Source organism: Brevibacillus sp. NPDC003359 (assembly GCF_042878995.1).
In the GTDB taxonomy this organism is placed as follows: domain Bacteria; phylum Bacillota; class Bacilli; order Brevibacillales; family Brevibacillaceae; genus Brevibacillus.
In genome coordinates, this window is the sequence record NZ_JBIAOR010000026.1 from 1 (window position 1) to 17,352 (window position 17,352).

Sequence of the window (17,352 nt, forward strand, 5' to 3'; positions counted from 1 at the left end):
CCGCAACCAAATATGGAGCTGTGGTGAAGTTGGAGTTCACGCCGGTCTGTCACACCGGAGGTCGCGGGTTCGAGTCCCGTCAGCTCCGCCATTTCTAATCAAATGAAAATGGCGCGCAAAGCATGTATATAAGGCTCGGTAGCTCAGTCGGTAGAGCAGAGGACTGAAAATCCTCGTGTCGGCGGTTCGATTCCGTCCCGAGCCACCTTTATAGGGGCATAGTTTAACGGTAGAACGAAGGTCTCCAAAACCTTTGGTGTGGGTTCGATTCCTACTGCCCCTGCCATTTTTCAAGACAATAGTAGTAATCATGGCGGTCGTGGCGAAGGGGTTAACGCACCGGATTGTGGCTCCGGCACTCGTGGGTTCAAGTCCCATCGATCGCCCCATAAATTTATAGTTGGGGATTACTTATTGGGGTATAGCCAAGCGGTAAGGCAACGGACTTTGACTCCGTCATTCCTAGGTTCAAATCCTAGTACCCCAGCCATTAAAATGCGGACGTAGCTCAATTGGTAGAGCGTCGCCTTGCCAAGGCGAAGGTCGAGGGTTCGAGACCCTTCGTCCGCTCCATTTCTCAAATTGTTTTAACTTATATCATGGAGGCATAGCCAAGTGGTAAGGCACGGGTCTGCAAAACCCTTACCCCCGGTTCAAATCCGGGTGCCTCCTCCAAAGTATTTGCCGGTGTGGCGGAATGGCAGACGCGCGCGACTCAAAATCGTGAGGGAAACCGTGGGGGTTCAAGTCCCTTCACCGGCACCATACATTTATAAGCTAACCCTGAATGTCAAGATATCTTGATGATTGGGGTTTTTTTCTGCGTTGATATGCACATAGTGTAGACAGGGGAAATAGTCAACTTGTGTAAGTAAGAGGACGAGGTGGTTGAGGTGTTTTACAAACTGCAAGACAAGCCGCCAATGGGGATCACGACGCTATCTGTATTGCAATGGATGATTGTAACTGTTTCCAGCAGTGTTGCGGTACCACTAATGATTGGAGATATGTATGGCTTGCAGGCTGATGAAATTGGAAAGTTGATGCAGCAGACCATGTTTTACATTGGACTCGCGTCACTACTGCAAGTATGGATTGGACACCGCTATCCGATGATAGAAGGACCAGCTGGATTATGGTGGGGGATCTTTATCATTTTGGCTCAACTTGGAACGAGCATGGGTCTCCATCCACAAGAAATTGGCCAATCCTTTCAAGTGGGGATGATATTAGCAGGCCTACTCTTTTTCATTTTTGGTTTATTAGGCTGGATTGGCAAATTACAGAAGTGGTTTACGCCGCTGGTTTCAGGCACATATATGATTTTGCTTGCTGTTTCTTTGTGTAGCAACATTCTCACGGGCATGCTCGGTATTGGTTTTCAGCATTCAAAAGAGGTACAACCGGGTGTAGCACTCGTGTCCATAGGGATCGTAGCCCTTGTTGTGTTCATTATGCGAACGAAGCGATTCTCAAGTTTTGCCGTATTGTTTGGCATGGTTGGGGGCTGGATCGTGTACGCGCTTCTTGGATGGACCGAACCTGTTCGGCCTACTGAGCAATTATTTTCATGGCCGTCTATTTTCTTCTGGGGGCCCCCACGCTGGGATTGGGGTGTGGTATTGACGAGTATGCTAACAGGATTCGTTCTGCTAACAAACCTCATGACGAGTATGTCTGTCATGGGAAAAGCGACAGACACTGTGCCTACTGAAAAGCAGTACAATCGCGGTGGTATTTTTACAGGGGTATCTCATTTTCTGTCAGGCTTGAGCGGTGTTGTTGGCATGATTCCACTTTCTTTGGCAGCAGCAGTTATTCAAACGACGAAAATGGCTTCACGCCTGCCATTTGTGATAGCGATGCTGGGGATGATGCTGATTGGGCTGATTCCTACTGTTGCCCATTTTCTGGCGGCATTGCCTACCCCAGTGGCTTATGCGGCGATGTTCATTTCTTATACGCAACTGCTGGGCTTCGGCTTGAAGGATTACGTGAATGTGAAGATGGACGAACGGACGATTATTGTTGGAGGCAGCTCGCTACTGGTCGGAATCGGAGTCATGTTCGTACCTGCTGTAGCTTGGCAGCAACTTCCTGCATTAGCCAGCTTTTTGTTCGGCAATGGCTTATTGCTCGGAGTTATTGTGTGCTTGGTCCTGGAACATGTCGTTTTTAGAAACAAGGAAGAAGATAACGTAAAAAAAGACGGCCACGCTGCATGACGGGCCGTCTTTTTCTTAGGCGGTAACAATAGATGAGTGAGTCAGCTCGCCCCCGTTGATTTCCGTAAACATGCGACCAACTGAACCCACGATTTCTTCTTTTTTAGATGGTTCCATTTTTTCATGGAAAAAGATGACCTGGAGCAGCGTGCTGCTTTGTTCCGTTACACATGAGCGCTTGGAATCTACGATGGGACTCCCAAATGCGCCGTTACCATCAGCAAGCAACAGTTTCCCTTCCATGTTGACTTCGCGTCCGTTTAATCCTTCATAGACATCATCGGCGTGGCCGAGACGACAGGTGATATCACCCGTTAAGTGATTGACGTCATAAATCCCAAAAGGAAGCGCGTGCAAAACGGAGAAAAAATTATTAATATCAACTGCGCTGTTAATCCAGAAAAAAGGATTTCCCTGCAGCAGTCGACGCAGTAATGCTTCTGAGGAAGGGCGGTATCTGGACGGATCTATGCCAAATTGCTTAAAGCAGGCTCTCCACTCGCGGACGCCTTCGATTTCTGTCAGGTTTGCGGTGTTGTGATCCAGCCGCAAGCTCTCCACATAATAATTAATGCGTCCTTGCAGCATTTTAGGGGAGTCACTGACGGAAGCATTGCTGTATTGTAAAATGCCGAGAGATAATTGCGGTAGACGCTCGGACACAGAAGAATCTAGCTGTACTTTCATCTATAGACACTCCTTACTAATCCTATTTTTGGTAGTATAACAAAAAATTTTTGTGGAAGCGACTAAGCTTCGATACAATAGAGAGAACAGAGGAGGGAACCCCTGACGATGACAATGCGTGAGGTTGAGATTTATACAGACGGAGCTTGTTCCGGCAATCCAGGACCAGGTGGTTGGGGAGCTGTACTGATGTACGGCCAACACATCAAGGAAATGTCCGGTGCCGAACCACATACAACGAATAACAGAATGGAATTGTTGGCTGCCATCAAGGCGCTCTCTACATTGAAGGAGCCTTGTAAGGTGACGCTGTACAGTGATAGTGCATATTTGGTTAACTGCTTCAAGCAAGGCTGGTATAAAGGCTGGCTGAAAAACGGCTGGAAAAATAGCAAAGGTCAGCAGGTGGAAAATCAGGATTTATGGAAAGAACTGCTGCAATTGATGGACACCCACAAGGTAGAGTACGTAAAAGTCAAAGGACACGCCGACAACAAATGGAACAACCGCTGCGACGAACTGGCGACAGGAGCGATTAAACAACTGTGAATGACTTGCTGTACTGGGAGCAGACAAAGCAGTCCATCATTGACTATGCCAAGGAAATCGGAATCGATAAGATTGGGTTTGCCAGTGCCGATCCATTCACGACCTTAAAAGAACGTCTTCTTGTACACCGGGAAAAGGGTTATGAATCTGGCTTTGAGGAGCCTGATTTAGAAAAGAGGACGAACCCGGAACTGTTGTTGGACGGGGCACGTTCGCTGATTTCAATAGCACTGGCATATCCATCCAAGCTAAAAAATCCACCGAAGTCGGAGCCAGGTGCGTATCGGGGAATCTTGTGCCGTGCAGCATGGGGAACCGATTACCATCACGTGCTGCGTGACAAGCTGGACAAGCTGACTCGATTCATCAAGGAGCTGGAGCCAGGGGCTCGGATCGAATCCATGGTAGACACGGGAGCATTGTCAGATCGTGCAGTAGCAGAACGGGCTGGGATTGGGTTTGTAGGAAAAAACTGTGCCATTATAACGCCGGAGTTCGGATCATGGGTGTACTTGGGAGAACTTGTTACGAATCTTCCGTTGCCAAGCGACCAACCGATCGAAGAAGGCTGTGGCGACTGTAATATTTGTGTAGACGCTTGTCCGACCGGAGCCTTGATTCAGGGCGGGCAGCTTGATGCACAGAGATGTGTTGCTTATTTGACTCAGGTAAAAGACTTTATTCCAGATGAATTCCGGGGGAAAATCGGGAATCGGCTGTATGGTTGCGACACTTGTCAGACTGTTTGTCCTAAGAATCGTCGCATCGACAACGACCATCATGCTGAATTTCAGCCTGATCCGGAGATTGCCAAGCCTTTGTTGATTCCGCTGCTTCAGATGAGCAATAAGGAGTTCAAGGAAAAGTTCGGCCAATCTTCTTCATCTTGGCGGGGAAAAAAACCCATTCAACGCAATGCCATACTTGCGCTTGCACATTTCAAGGATCGGACGGCTATTCCTCATTTGGAGCGTCTTTTGTTCGAAGATCCCCGTCCAGTCATTCGTGGGACTGCTGCATGGGCACTTGGAAAAATCGGAGGAGAGCAGGCACAAGAAGCGCTCATTTCCGCAAAAGCCAAAGAAGCGTCATCAGAAGTGGTGGAAGAGATAGAAAAAGGCGTGCGCATGATTCGTGCACAGGCTTAGTTTGAACGTGAGAGGGAGGACGTAAAATGGCAAAGGAATTAGGCTATACCATGATGGATTCACCGATTGGACCATTGCTCTTGGCTTCTACAGAAGAAGGGCTGTGCTACATTCAGTTTGCCAATGAACAAGACGGATTGGCGCCGCTTGTGCGCTGGTGCAAAAAAACGTTCTTAGGACTTACCCCAACGCGTAACGATGCGATCAATGAGTCTGCAAAAAAACAATTAGAAGAGTATTTTGCAGGCAAGCGCAATACGTTTGATGTTCCAACCGTGCTGTACGGGACTCCCTTTCAAAAAGCTGTATGGAATGAGCTATCGAACATCCCCTATGGAGAAACTCGTTCTTACAAAGATATCGCCTTGGCTATTGGAGCGGTGAAAGCTGTTCGGGCCATTGGTGGTGCGAACAATCGCAATCCGATACCTGTCATCATACCGTGCCATCGTGTGATTGGCTCGAATGGTGCCTTGGTCGGATACGGCGGTGGCTTACCCATTAAAGAATATTTGCTTTCCTTAGAAGAAGGTCCACTATTTGCTCACGCTTCTTCCAAATAGGCTGTCTGCTTGCTCGGACAGCTTTTCTTTTTCTTCTGAATGCCCCACGAGCGACATATTCTTCATTGAGATGAACGGTTCATGGGTCTATGTCGCAGGCAGGAGGCGGAAAGGAGGAAATGAAATTGGAATGGCGTGAATTTGTTCAGCAATACTTTGAAGCAGTTCACCAGTCATCTATGGATGGAAAGTTTGAGAGGCTGCTGCCTTTTTATTGTGCAGGAGAGTCTGGCGCACAGGAAGAATGGGATCGACTGAACCGGGAGAAGCGGAAAATCGCGGAGCGGGGAGTCAAATTATTGGCTGTCCAGGGACACGTAACGCCCATGTGCTGGGTAGATACCGATGCCACCATGGAAATCACGGTTCAATGGCAAGAAAAGAAAACGCTGGGGATCAAGCATACCGAGTATAAAGAGGCAAACAAGCGATTGTTCCAGCTCCAGTTGCTTAAAACGAATGAAAAGTGGTCGATAATAGGGGCTAGGGAGTCGAGCGGAGATCAAAAATTGGTGGTCGAGGAAGAAGAGGAGCCTGTCATCGTTGTGTCAGGTGTCGAGGATGCCATTGACCAGCCTATGCTGATTGTACATGGAGCGGGGGGATACAATGCCGCAAATGCAGTCGCGTATGCGGAACGCTATTGGAATACGACCAATCCGGTGTATCCTCGTTTTACGGATGACTGCACGAATTTTATATCGCAGTGTTTGCACGCTGGCGGAATCCCTATGCTGATGTCGAAAGAGATGGGCAAGGGCTGGTGGATTCGCACGGGAAAAGGCGCCTCATGGAGCTATAGCTGGACGGTAGCGCATAGCTTGTATTTGCTTTTGAAATCGGGTGGACCACCTATGCGGGCGGTTACGAAAAGCTCTGCGGCTGAATTGGTCCCAGGTGATATCATTTGTTATGATTTTAACGGGGATGGACGCTTTCAGCACAATACGATCGTGGTCGCAAAAGACGCGAATCAGATGCCGTTAGTGAATGCCCATACGACAGATAGCAGCATGCGTTATTGGGCATATGAGGATTCCACAGCCTATACACCCAAAATGCGCTATGCCTTCTTTCATATAAGAGGGGTGTAGCCAGAAAAAAGGATTCGTCACCGCTTGCGAAAAAAAGCTCTTCGCATAAAAGAGATACTGCGAACCAACCAAATTATTGCTGCGAAAATGAGCATGTCTGAAAAGGTATGCGGTTCTCCTTTGATGGATTGGATGTAAATCAAGCCATGGAACAAGACGATGACAAAAAGCCATGGATTGGCGAGATGAAGCCTTTTCCAACTGGAGCCACCTAGCCATTTTTCTGCGCGTGCTGAAGAAGTCAGCCACAGGGCCAGTAGAATGAAAAAAGCAAGCAGCCCAAGGTAGTTCGCAATGCCTGTGAGGGTCCAGTTGGGAGATGGCCACATGGTTGAATCAGAGGAAGCGAAAAAGAACAGACCGAGCCATCCATCAGCATTTTCAGAACGGTTTTCATGTATGATCATCAGCCTGGGCTCACTTTCAAAAAGGACGAGTACAAGAATGACGTGCAGCAGACCCGTTACCCCCGCCCATATGCCAATATCTCGACGGATGGACAAGCTGATAGCCATCCAGCGAGCAGGGAGCCAGGACTGTAGTGGACCAATCAGTAAGGTGAAGCCAATGAAAATAAATGAGAGATAGCCGAGAATCATGCTCCATGTTTCCATGGCAGGGAACGAAGAAAAGTCAGTCCACATCCAACTGGCACCTAACAGGATCAAACTCAGGATGCTCACATGTGCGACAAGGCGTCGCCAAAATGAAATGTTTGTCCCCATCTAATCGTCACTCCTTTGATAGCCAAAAGTTTTCTGATTAGATGCAGCAGGCACTCCATTTGTTACAGAGGCTGGGCTCGGTGGTATAATAGGACGTGTACAAGTATCAAGTTCGCACTTTACAAGGAGATTTTCAGATATGCCGTTACATATTGTTTTGCATGAGCCGCTCATCCCGGCCAACACTGGTAATATCGCCCGTTCATGTGCAGCGACAGGAGCGCATCTGCATTTGATTCATCCGCTCGGATTTTCAACGGACGATCGTTACCTGAAACGGGCTGGTCTCGATTATTGGCATGCGGTAAATGTTCACCATCATGAGAGCTTTGAACACTTTGCTGCGGCACAAGGAGAAGGTACGGGCACCTTTTACTTTGTGGAGACCTGGGGGGAAAAGCTGTATACAGACGTTTCTTTCCAGGATGGCGACTACATTATTTTGGGCAAGGAGACGACGGGCTTGCCAGAAGAGCTGACAGAAAAATATCGGGAGCAGACTATTCGCATCCCGATGGGCGGTGCGACCCGTTCTGTGAACCTGTCCAATTGTGCAGCTATTGTCTTGTTTGAGGGACTTCGTCAGTTAGGTTTTCCATCGCTATCGTAAGGCATTTGGGAGGGAGAGAGCAATTATGACTGTGAACACCATCCTGTTTGATTTGGACGGTACGTTATTAGAGATGCAGACTGAACCCTTTGTCAAAAGTTACTTGGTTGAAGTAGGTCGTCATGTCGGAGATAAGTACGATACGGAAAAGCTGTTGGCGCTGATTTGGGATGCGACCAAGGCAATGATCATGAACCAAGAGCCTGACAAGACGAATGAGCAAGTTTTTATCGAACATTTTACCAAGCACAGTGAGTGGGATCGAGAGGAAATATGGCCGCTGTTCGATTCGTTTTACCGCGATGTATTTCCAACACTTTCTCACCTGACGTATCCTTCGCCATGGGCAAAGCAGATTATTGCTGCTGTCAAAGAGCAAGGATTTCGGGTTGCAGTAGCGACGAATCCTGTTTTCCCGCGTGATGCGATTCACCATCGCCTCGCTTGGATCGGAATGTCCCCGGATGATTTCGAGCTGGTTACCGTCTACGAGGAATCGCATTTCACGAAGCCGAATCCTGGATATTACAATGAGATTTGCCAAAAGCTCGGGGTTGAACCGACAGACTGTGTCATGGTCGGGAACCACATGCAGGAAGACATGGTCGCTTCCAAGCTGGGGATGAAAACGTTTTTGGTAACGAATTGGATGGAAGACCGTGGTGAGCCTCAGTATCCGGTAGATCAGCGTGGATCATTAGAAGAGCTGTTTACGGCGATTTCTGAAAAAAGCGGTGTGTTTGCGCGCTAAGAAATAACCATGAAAGAATAGGCGAGAAGCAGGCTGTCCGTTTAAAAAATGGTCAAGCCTGCTTTTTCACATACTTTTCCCAAAATCATCAGGTAGGCTAGGATTGTACGACCACGTTTTACATAATAAAGGAGGAAATCCTGCATGAAGAAACTTGTTTCGTCTCTGGTGATGGCTACCTTACTGTTTAGCGGTATCTCGGTAGTGGCTGCGGCGGATACAGCGGTGGCACCTACAGTTAAGCACTCGAAAGCGGAGAAAAAGGAAGAAAACAGAGCCAAGCTGAACGCGAAGGCTGCCAAGTGGGGCGTAGAAACCACAGATAAAACAAATAAGGAAGTAAAAGTAGCCATTCAAGAAGCAAAAGTAGCAAAGAAAGCAGATAACGCTGAGAAAAAAGCAGCAAAAGAAGCGAAGAAGCAAGAACAACTCGCCAAGCTAAACGATAAAGCTGGAAAGCTGGGCGTTGACACGACAGGTAAAACCGCGAAGGAAGTAAAAGCGGCTATTAAAGATGCAAAAGAAGCTAAAAAAGTAGAAAACGCTGAGAAAAAGGCAGCAAAAGAAGCGAAGAAGCAAGAACAACTCGAGAACCTGAAAGAAAAGGCTGCCAAGTGGGGCGTTGACACAGCAGGAAAGAGTGCAAAAGAAATCAAGGCCGAGATCGAAGTGAAAAAAGCAGAAAAGAAAGAGAATAAGAAATAACAAGAAAACAAAAAAAGCAGGTTGCCCTAGTAGGCAGCCTGCTTTTTTCCCTGGATGATCCTTACATGTTCCAGGTTTTGTCCTCGTTGTAGCCAGCTGTCAGCATGAAAAACAGAAAAGCTCCGAAGACCAATGCTACGATAAATGTACCCACGTTTGACAGCTCCTTTCGTAAACAAACTACTTCCATTATAGCGTAGCCTGCCCACTTTGCAAACGAATTAAAGCTGCTGTGCCCTGAAGTGAGACAATTTTCGATAGTCATGTACAAGTTTCAAAAAAGCACTAAGCGAAATATACACACTCAGTATTTCACCCGTATCGAGTTCCATTCCTGTCACTGCTTGGTAAATAAATATCGCAAGGATCACCAAGCTCGCAATGCCGGTCAAATAAAGTCCTTTTTTCACTTGAATGCGTTCTACTTGAATGTCCATGATCGTTCCCCCTGTTATTTTACGCCAATCCGTATTGGCCTCCGTGTATGCTGCTTATGATTGTATTTTACAGGGGAGATGTGCTTACAAACCATCGAATCAACTTACAGCTACGCTTGTTAAACCTTACAATTCCGTAATCTTCCGAGCTGTAAAAAAGCAGTGTGCCGTATTTTTATGGGAAGATTGCTGAAACTTGTGTTGATGTCTCGCATACACATATGTAAAGGCTGTAAGAGCCTGTTGGCAACCGGAGAAAACGGCTTGCACGTGAATGCGTGACCGCAGGCGGACATATACATGAGAGTACATTGTAGTTGGGAAGAGAGAGGGGCTTAAGAGGGAGGAGTGTCGAACATGGACATTTTAAAACGGATCGCTGAGCACCGGGCCCGCGAAGAAAACCTGATGTGGAGAGGAACATTCGCTGAATATTTGCAACTGGTACGTAAAAATCCGCAAATTGCCCAGACGGCGCATTCACGCGTCTACAACATGATTAAAAGTGCGGGGGTTGAAGAGAACGAGGACGGCTCACGTTCGTATCAATTTTTTAGTCGAGAAATCTTCGGACTGGATCGTTCTGTTGAGCGCCTAGTAGAGGAATATTTCCACTCAGCTGCACGTCGTCTGGATGTCCGCAAACGCATCTTGCTCTTGATGGGACCTGTCAGTGGCGGTAAGTCTACGCTCGTGACGATGCTGAAGCGAGGACTGGAAGAGTATTCCCGGACGGAAGCTGGAGCGATCTATGCATTGGATGGATGCCCCATGCACGAAGAACCACTTCATCTCATTCCGCACGATCTGCGTCCAGAGGTGGAAGAAGAGCTGGGAATCAAGATTGAAGGAGAATTGACGCCCTATAACCGGATGAGGTTGGAGAACGAATACGGAGGGTGCATCGAGGATTTCCCTGTTCACCGGATTTTGTTTTCTGAAGCCAATCGTGTCGGGATCGGTACATTTAGCCCTTCCGATCCGAAGTCACAAGATATTGCCGATTTGACGGGCAGCATCGACTTTTCGACGATTACGAAGTACGGCTCTGAGTCCGACCCTCGTGCTTACCGTTTTGATGGTGAATTGAACAAAGCCAATCGCGGATTGATGGAGTTTCAGGAAATGCTGAAATGCGACGAGAAATTTTTGTGGCATCTTCTGTCGCTGACACAGGAAGGAAACTTCAAGGCAGGTCGTTTTGCCCTCATTTCTGCAGATGAGCTAATTGTGGCGCATACGAACGAATCGGAGTACAAGGCATTTATTGCGAATAAGAAAAATGAGGCACTGCAATCAAGGATTATCGTCATGCCGATGCCGTATAATCTGCGTGTCAGTGACGAAGAAAAAATATACGCGAAATTAATCAAGCAATCCGACTTGGGTTATGTGCATATTGCTCCACACGCGCTCCGGTCAGCAGCAGTCTTTTCCATTATGACCCGCCTGAAAGAATCGAAAAAACAAGGGGCAGATCTGCTGAAAAAGATGCGGCTGTATGATGGTGAATCGGTGGAAGGCTTCAAGGGAGCCGATCTGGAAGAGCTGCGTAACGAGCATGCCGACGAAGGAATGTCCGGTATTGATCCGCGTTATGTCATCAACCGTATCTCCAGTGCCCTGATCCGCCGCGACACGGAGTGCATCAATGCGCTTGATATTCTTCGGGCGCTAAAAGAAGGCTTTGACCAGCATCCATCCATCACCAAGGAGCAGCGGGAGAGGTATATGAACTTCATCTCTATCGCGCGCAAGGAGTACGACGAGCTGGCGAAAAAAGAAGTGCAGAAGGCGTTTGTCTACAGCTACGAAGAGTCGGCTAAAACGCTCATGGATAACTATTTGGACAATGTGGAAGCTTATTGCAACATGAACAAAATCCGCGACCCCGTTACAGGTGAGGAGATGGATCCAGATGAGCGCCTGATGCGTTCCATCGAGGAGCAAATCGGCATCTCAGAAAATGCCAAGCGGGCCTTCCGTGAAGAAATTCTCATCCGTATTTCGGCCTATGCGCGTAAAGGGAAGCGTTTTGACTACAGCACACATGATCGTCTGCGGGAAGCTATCGAGAAGAAGCTGTTTGCCGATCTGAAGGATGTCGTCAAGATTACGACTTCGAACAAAACGCCTGATGAACATCAGCTCAAGAAAATTAATGAGGTCACCAAGCGCCTTATCGAAGAGCATCAATATTGCCCGGTTTGCGCAAATGAGTTGCTGCGCTACGTGGGAAGCCTGTTGAACAGATGACAGATCGTTGGCGACATGAGGAGCACGTCATATTCGGCGCAGATTGCGCCAGTTGCTAGGAGGAGACGGCATGAAAGATGAATCGTCGTTCATTGTCTCCCGGGAAGACTGGTCGCTGCACCGCAAAGGGTACCAGGACCAAAATCGACACCAGGAAAAAGTGAAAGAAGCGATCAAAAAAAATCTGCCCGATCTCGTCAGCGAAGAAAACATCATCATGTCGAATGGTCGGGAAGTCATTAAGATCCCTATTCGCTCCCTGGATGAATACCGATTGCGATTTAACTTCCAAAAGGGAAAACATGGCGGTCAAGGTAAAGGAAACAGTAAAGTAGGCGATGTCGTAGCTCGTGACGGCGATCCAGCGCAAGGGCCTGGAAAAGGTCAGGGAGCCGGGGACCAGCCAGGTGTAGACTACTACGAGGCAGAAATCAGCGTAGAAGAATTGCAGGAGATGCTTTTCGCCGAGCTGGAGCTGCCGAATCTTCAACAAAAAGACGAGGATCAAATCGTCGTGGAAGAGACTCGGTTCAATGATGTCAGGAAAAAAGGCTTGATGGGCAACATTGATAAAAAACGTACGCTGATTGCGGCCATCCGCCGAAATGCGCTGGCAGGCTACAGTGATATGGAGCTGGGGATCACGGATGATGACCTGCGTTTCAAGACGTGGGAAGAGATTATCAAGCCTCATTCCAACGCAGTCATTATTGCGATGATGGATACTTCCGGATCGATGGGCGTGTTTGAAAAGTATATCGCCCGCAGCTTTTTCTTCTGGATGGTACGATTTCTGCGCACCAAGTACGAAAAAGTCGAGATCGTCTTCATCGCCCATCATACGGATGCGAAGGAAGTGACGGAGGACACCTTTTTCTCGAAAGGCGAAAGCGGGGGGACGATCTGCTCCTCTGCCTACAAAAAAGCGTTGGAGATCATCGATAGCCGCTACCCGACATCACAGTACAACATTTACCCGTTCCATTTTTCTGATGGCGACAACCTCACGTCTGACAATGAGCGTTGCGTAAAGCTAGTCAAAGAGCTCATGGAGAGATGCAACATGTTCGGCTATGGCGAAGTGAATCAGTATAACAGGCACAGCACCCTCATGTCAGCGTATCGCCACATCAAAGAGCCGAAATTCATGCATTGTGTCATTCGGGAAAAGGGCGAGGTATACAAGGCGTTGCGTACTTTCTTTGGCAAGAAAGAAGCGGTGAAGTAATCTATGGAGGCAACCGGGCGAGAAATCGTCCGGTTGACTTATATTTGTTAGCATGAGCCACATGAACAAAATGTGAGGGGTGTTACTATGTATCCACAAAAGCATCGGATGCGCAACACGGGGCCTTCACTTTCTTGGCATACTTTACATTAGGCGCAGGGGTACTGCTATTTTCCATCGGTTTATACAATGCAACTGGTCTTCAACTGCACGAAAAGGGGTACTATATCGCATGCATGCTTCTGGTAGCAGTTGGATCGATTTTGACGCAAAAAGTAGTGAGAGATAATGCAGAGGATCGAGCGATTATCGAGGAGCAGGATCGAGAAATTAACTTGAAGGTATCGAAAGCGGAGAAAGACACGAACAAATAACCTGGTTACATATTGAGGGATGGCTGATAAAAGAAGCCCATGAATCAATCATGGGCTATTTGTCAGGAAGAGGTAGAGCTTCGGGAAATGGTAACGGTTCAGACTACAGCCACATAGGATCGAGTAAATTAATCATCATCGTCGTCACAATCATCGTTATGATGGTCTTCCGCCTCTTCACGGATAAATCGTACTGAGTTTAAACCGATGATCTGTGCCGGAGTGGAAGTGTTACCATCAGGTAGGATAGGGGCGATGGATAGATCAGCGACTTTCAGGTTTGTCGTCCCAAAAACATTCAGGTGTCCATCCACAACTCCTTCGAGAATACTCTTATCCATTTTGCATTGCCCGCCATAGTGAGTGAAATTATTTAATGATGCTCGAACATAGGCTGCGGGGGAGGAAGCCAATAGATCGCAAAATGAAACCGCCAGGGTCATGCCCTGACGGTTTTTCGAATGAGCTGTACAAACTCCTCTGCTTTCTCGATGTGTGGTGCGTGCCCCACATTTTCCATGACAATCTCCTGATAGGAACCACCAGCTCGCTGATATTGTTCCAGCACATCCCGAATTTGTGAGACCATCGGCTGCGGGGGATATTCGTCTTCCCCCGGCCATCCGGGTACATAGCCAAGCTTGCCCAGCGTACCGAAATCAGCAAGCGATTGATCCGAGATAATGGCATCATCCGCACCGCGAATCCACAAAATCGGGCATTTCGGTTCCATCTGGACAATCCCGGACAAATTAACGTATTTGGGAGAAATCGCATTCGTAATCCCCGTCGTTCCAGGAGCAACACCGGGCCAATCGTTTACGTAATCAAAGGCACCAGGGTAAAAGTTCTCTCCAATCCTAGTGGAGAGTATTGCACTCACATAACGGTCTTCCTGCTCTGGGGCAACTTGGAACGGGGGCTTAAAATATAGCTGGTTCATGACATTACGAGGACTGGAGGGAGATTCATTGCCCATATCTTTGGCTGCTATCCTTTTGACCAGCTCGGAGTTGACGGCTCCACCACCCGAGCCTGAGAAGCTGTTGTAGCACGGGGTGCCAGCTATATCTTTGGTTCCACCAAAGCCGTAAGGGGACATGGGGGCTATTAGAATCAGAGAGCGGACTTCCTGCGGGTAATCGATGGCAAACTGCATTGAGATCCCTCCACCCAACGACCAGCCGGCAAGATGGACAGGTGTTGGCAAGTCCAATGCCCGAATAAATGAATGAAGGTCATCTGACCAGTCTCGCAAACCGCGTGTTGCATCGATTGGCAATGCTTCACTTGCTCCATAGCCACGCATATCAGGAGCATACACACGGTACTGGTCACACAGCGCCGCAATGGTATCATCCCAGAACAAGTTGGAGGATGCATTGCCGTGAATGAGAAGAAGCGGTTCTCCATCCGGTACGCCTGCTGTCAGATAGGAAACAAGCAGGCGATTGGTCTGAATGGTTTTTGTTTCAATTCGTGCATCCATTAATGATGTGCCTCCTTTCATTGTGTAAGATATTAAATATCAGAATATTTACATTATATATCTGCTCGGTTACAAAATGAAAAAAGAAAACAACCGCCCTTGAAAGGCGGTTGTAGGAAGGTTACATATGGAGACCACGCATTTGCTGTTCGATTTTCTCAAAGCCGCCAGAGACCTTAACGACTTCTTCTTTTTGCTCAGAAACGAGAACAAGCACTTCTTCCAGGCTCTCTTTGTTCTTGTCGGTAATATCTGCGTTGACTTCAACTTTTGCGCCGACTTCCTGAATCATGCTGTGAACATGGATGATGAACTCTTGCAGGTTTTTCGTTTTATCCGCAAAGTTTTGCATGTAGTTGTCTACATTGGTGAACATTTCTTGTACTTCGAGGATGCCCTCGCTATTTTTCTCAAAAGAAGTTTGTGACTCGGAAATCATATCCGATACGAGCTTCATTTTTTCGCGTATGGTCATGAGCAGGTTCGAGATCGACTCAGAGGATAGCTTGGAGGATTCAGCCAGCTTGCGTACTTCATCCGCTACGACAGCAAAGCCTCGGCCGTGTTCACCTGCGCGAGATGCTTCAATCGTGGCATTGAGTGCCAACAGATTGGTTTGTGCAGAAATCTCGGAAATAGTTTGAATGATTTTCCCAATCGATTCAGTTTCCTTATTGAGCTCTTGGATCAGCTGATTCGTACCTTGGATATCCGTGATGAATCGTTCAAAGTCATTGCCGATGTTGCCGATGCGTTTGCCGCTCTCGTTAGTGGCTTCTTTGGTCGATTCTACGTACTCATGCATCTCCGTAACAGAGCGGGTCATGTCCTCAACTTGCAGATTCGTCGAGCTCATTTCCCGACGCAGCTCGTCCGTATTGCCGGTTTGGATCGTAAAGGACTCCATAATGTCTTGCAGGGAAGCAACTGTTTCCACAGCACGAATGTTCACGCCATCCGTCACCTTGTTCAAATTCTCTTGATAGTCTTGCATAGAGCCGAGTGATTCATTGATCTGATCCAGAACACGTTGCAACGATTCCTTCGAGGCAATCGCTTCTTGCTTTTGTTGCTCGCTTTCTTGTTGCAGCTTGTTATTGAATACTGCATGCATCATGCTCGTGACAGAGACGAAGCAGAAGGTAAGCAGGAAGTACATCAGATCAAGATTATTAGTCGAATGGAAAATCGTCTCTCTTTGTGTCAGGAAGTAGTAAGAGACAATACCCAATGTTGATACAATCGTCAAAATATTAATGAGTCGGTCTTGATAAATCCCCATGACTGCTACAAAGAACATAATGGTCATGATATTGATCATATGCGGGTCTAGTCCAACTATGATGAACATGAAAATCCCGATTACGGCGAGGTTGAAAAACTTCATGAAGGGCGCTGCTTTTTCACGGAAGCTCGGGCGATTGGAGATGTAAGTAAAAGGTGCCAGCACGCCATACAAAATACCCAGTATCGTGAGAACGAATGTGTACGATACGCCTAGAAAAAGGTTTAAGACCTGAACAACCGTAATAATACTTGCGAATACGATTACGACCCAATTGTTTCTTCTTCTCAATAGATCAATGTTATCCATGTTACCCACCTACCTCAACTTTTACTTGGTTGGATGACGAATTGTACCAGGAATATTTGGGATCGTGCTTATTTTCATAGACTTCTTTTAAGTGGAAAAGGGTCGGAATGGCGTCGGCCCCTTTGTAAAAGACGATATCTCTGGTCTGAGTTGCCTTTACTTGGTATTTCTTGTTAACAAACTTAAAAAAAGTAGGATCTGCTACACCGATTGCGTGGGTGTAACCATGCTTTTCAGCGAAATCTATCATCAGGCAAATGCCTTTCTGCCCTAGTTGTCCGCGGTATTTCGGCAAAACAGCGAGACTGTCTACCTCCATTACTTTCATGTCTGCTGTAACAGCATCTTGAAAAAGTGATTTCATATAAGGACTTGATTTGGAAAAGGGTGTCATCTCAAACGTTCCACCAGCTTCACCATCATCAGCGATTAAAAGGAACAGAGCAGAGCCTTCTTTCGCGTACTCCATTTCGAAGCCCATGCTTGTCCAGACTGCTTCTTTGATTTCATGAAACTTTGCTAAATCTTGTACGGTTTCTACTTGTTTGTACATAACTTCTCCACTCCATCATTTTCTCTGATTGAATCATGTTGTGTAAGTTTGACGTCTCAAAAGTTATGCTTTGCCATCCGTAATGAAAATGAAAATGCTTTCATCCTCCTTTCAAAAAAGTAAACACAAAAAAAGGCCGTTCCATCATAATGGAACAACCGAAGCTACCAACATCAAAAAATGGTCACAAGATGATGGCAACCCGGCTATCATGGTCAAAGACTAGACTGTAGACCCGTGGTTTTGCGTCGCCACCTTTCGATGACTTTGCCTTTTTCGGTTTATAGAAAAAATTGTAAATATGTGTCGAATTTTGCTAGATATAATTATGGAAAATATAAGCCAAAAGAAATATCCTTGTCAA

Annotated in this window: 17 protein-coding genes, 8 tRNA genes, 1 pseudogene and 1 riboswitch; of the genes and pseudogenes, 19 read left to right on the top strand and 7 right to left on the bottom strand. The window is 47.1% G+C overall.

From position 1 onward, the window contains the following. Positions 1-14 precede the first annotated feature (14 nt). From ACFYU8_RS29985 to ACFYU8_RS30025, 9 genes are all read left to right on the top strand, one after another. A tRNA-Asp gene (locus ACFYU8_RS29985) sits at positions 15-91 on the top strand. Between the two features lie 41 nt (positions 92-132). Further along, positions 133-205: transfer RNA gene (locus tag ACFYU8_RS29990), tRNA-Phe, on the top strand. A 7-nt stretch (positions 206-212) separates the two neighbouring features. Further along, positions 213-286 (top strand) — tRNA-Trp (locus ACFYU8_RS29995). Positions 287-313: 27 nt separating this feature from the next. After that, positions 314-389: transfer RNA gene (locus ACFYU8_RS30000), tRNA-His, on the top strand. A 26-nt stretch (positions 390-415) separates the two neighbouring features. Further along, positions 416-490: transfer RNA gene (locus ACFYU8_RS30005), tRNA-Gln, on the top strand. A 7-nt stretch (positions 491-497) separates the two neighbouring features. Next, a tRNA-Gly gene (locus ACFYU8_RS30010) sits at positions 498-573 on the top strand. Positions 574-601: 28 nt separating this feature from the next. Continuing rightward, positions 602-675: transfer RNA gene (locus ACFYU8_RS30015), tRNA-Cys, on the top strand. A gap of 8 nt (positions 676-683) precedes the next feature. Further along, positions 684-765 (top strand) — tRNA-Leu (locus tag ACFYU8_RS30020). A gap of 128 nt (positions 766-893) precedes the next feature. Next, entirely contained in the window at positions 894-2,225 is a 1,332-nt protein-coding gene (locus ACFYU8_RS30025) for a purine/pyrimidine permease (protein WP_390306721.1), read from the top strand. A gap of 15 nt (positions 2,226-2,240) precedes the next feature. On the opposite strand, the gene ACFYU8_RS30030 is transcribed toward ACFYU8_RS30025, so the two are convergent. Next, on the bottom strand, positions 2,241-2,912 hold the full coding sequence (locus tag ACFYU8_RS30030) for a B3/B4 domain-containing protein (RefSeq protein ID WP_390306723.1): 672 nt from the start codon (positions 2,910-2,912) through the stop codon (positions 2,241-2,243). Positions 2,913-3,026: 114 nt separating this feature from the next. Here ACFYU8_RS30030 and rnhA point away from each other — a divergent pair, with 114 nt between their 5' ends. The 4 genes from rnhA (at position 3,027) to ACFYU8_RS30050 (ending at position 6,266) form a co-directional block, all read left to right on the top strand. After that, complete coding sequence (gene rnhA, locus ACFYU8_RS30035) at positions 3,027-3,461, top strand: ribonuclease HI (protein WP_186380639.1); 435 nt, start codon at positions 3,027-3,029, stop codon at positions 3,459-3,461. After that, entirely contained in the window at positions 3,458-4,609 is a 1,152-nt protein-coding gene (gene queG, locus ACFYU8_RS30040; protein ID WP_390306726.1) for a tRNA epoxyqueuosine(34) reductase QueG, read from the top strand. Before rnhA ends, queG begins: the two co-directional genes overlap by 4 nt. Before the next feature lie 26 nt (positions 4,610-4,635). Continuing rightward, a complete protein-coding gene (locus ACFYU8_RS30045; protein WP_390306728.1) occupies positions 4,636-5,172 on the top strand; it encodes a methylated-DNA--[protein]-cysteine S-methyltransferase in 537 nt (178 codons plus the stop codon). Positions 5,173-5,297: 125 nt separating this feature from the next. Next, positions 5,298-6,266 carry an amidase domain-containing protein gene (locus ACFYU8_RS30050; RefSeq protein ID WP_390306801.1) on the top strand — a complete coding sequence of 323 codons (969 nt, stop codon included), beginning with the start codon at positions 5,298-5,300 and terminating at the stop codon, positions 6,264-6,266. Positions 6,267-6,283: 17 nt separating this feature from the next. On the opposite strand, the gene ACFYU8_RS30055 is transcribed toward ACFYU8_RS30050, so the two are convergent. Continuing rightward, complete coding sequence (locus ACFYU8_RS30055; protein WP_390306730.1) at positions 6,284-6,991, bottom strand: ferric reductase-like transmembrane domain-containing protein; 708 nt, start codon at positions 6,989-6,991, stop codon at positions 6,284-6,286. Between the two features lie 139 nt (positions 6,992-7,130). Here ACFYU8_RS30055 and trmL point away from each other — a divergent pair, with 139 nt between their 5' ends. The 3 genes from trmL (at position 7,131) to ACFYU8_RS30070 (ending at position 9,057) form a co-directional block, all read left to right on the top strand. After that, complete coding sequence (trmL, locus tag ACFYU8_RS30060; RefSeq protein ID WP_390306732.1) at positions 7,131-7,601, top strand: tRNA (uridine(34)/cytosine(34)/5-carboxymethylaminomethyluridine(34)-2'-O)-methyltransferase TrmL; 471 nt, start codon at positions 7,131-7,133, stop codon at positions 7,599-7,601. A gap of 25 nt (positions 7,602-7,626) precedes the next feature. Continuing rightward, positions 7,627-8,352 (top strand): HAD family hydrolase, encoded by a 726-nt coding sequence (locus tag ACFYU8_RS30065; RefSeq protein WP_390306734.1) that lies wholly within the window; start codon positions 7,627-7,629, stop codon positions 8,350-8,352. A 144-nt stretch (positions 8,353-8,496) separates the two neighbouring features. Further along, complete coding sequence (locus ACFYU8_RS30070) at positions 8,497-9,057, top strand: hypothetical protein (RefSeq protein WP_390306736.1); 561 nt, start codon at positions 8,497-8,499, stop codon at positions 9,055-9,057. A 221-nt stretch (positions 9,058-9,278) separates the two neighbouring features. Here ACFYU8_RS30070 and ACFYU8_RS30075 read toward each other — a convergent pair whose 3' ends face one another. Further along, on the bottom strand, positions 9,279-9,494 hold the full coding sequence (locus tag ACFYU8_RS30075; protein WP_390306738.1) for a hypothetical protein: 216 nt from the start codon (positions 9,492-9,494) through the stop codon (positions 9,279-9,281). A 357-nt stretch (positions 9,495-9,851) separates the two neighbouring features. On the opposite strand from ACFYU8_RS30075, the gene ACFYU8_RS30080 reads away from it, so the two are divergent. From ACFYU8_RS30080 to ACFYU8_RS30090, 3 genes and pseudogenes are all read left to right on the top strand, one after another. Continuing rightward, a complete protein-coding gene (locus ACFYU8_RS30080) occupies positions 9,852-11,750 on the top strand; it encodes a PrkA family serine protein kinase (protein ID WP_390306741.1) in 1,899 nt (632 codons plus the stop codon). Between the two features lie 70 nt (positions 11,751-11,820). Beyond that, a complete protein-coding gene (gene yhbH / locus ACFYU8_RS30085; protein WP_390306743.1) occupies positions 11,821-12,978 on the top strand; it encodes a sporulation protein YhbH in 1,158 nt (385 codons plus the stop codon). Positions 12,979-13,065: 87 nt separating this feature from the next. Next, positions 13,066-13,352: pseudogene (locus tag ACFYU8_RS30090) on the top strand (YiaA/YiaB family inner membrane protein). A 128-nt stretch (positions 13,353-13,480) separates the two neighbouring features. On the opposite strand, the gene ACFYU8_RS30095 reads toward ACFYU8_RS30090, so the two are convergent. From ACFYU8_RS30095 to ACFYU8_RS30110, 4 genes are all read right to left on the bottom strand, one after another. Continuing rightward, positions 13,481-13,795, bottom strand: a complete 315-nt coding sequence (locus ACFYU8_RS30095; RefSeq protein WP_390306745.1) for a GMC oxidoreductase — start codon at positions 13,793-13,795, stop codon at positions 13,481-13,483. Further along, a complete protein-coding gene (locus ACFYU8_RS30100; protein WP_390306748.1) occupies positions 13,792-14,841 on the bottom strand; it encodes an alpha/beta fold hydrolase in 1,050 nt (349 codons plus the stop codon). Before ACFYU8_RS30100 ends, ACFYU8_RS30095 begins: the two co-directional genes overlap by 4 nt. A gap of 121 nt (positions 14,842-14,962) precedes the next feature. Beyond that, positions 14,963-16,435 (bottom strand): methyl-accepting chemotaxis protein, encoded by a 1,473-nt coding sequence (locus ACFYU8_RS30105; protein WP_390306750.1) that lies wholly within the window; start codon positions 16,433-16,435, stop codon positions 14,963-14,965. 1 nt (position 16,436) lies between these two features. Beyond that, positions 16,437-16,988 carry an N-acetyltransferase gene (locus tag ACFYU8_RS30110; RefSeq protein WP_390306752.1) on the bottom strand — a complete coding sequence of 184 codons (552 nt, stop codon included), beginning with the start codon at positions 16,986-16,988 and terminating at the stop codon, positions 16,437-16,439. A gap of 193 nt (positions 16,989-17,181) precedes the next feature. Further along, positions 17,182-17,270, bottom strand: a riboswitch (cyclic di-GMP riboswitch). Between the last annotated feature and the right edge of the window lie 82 nt (positions 17,271-17,352).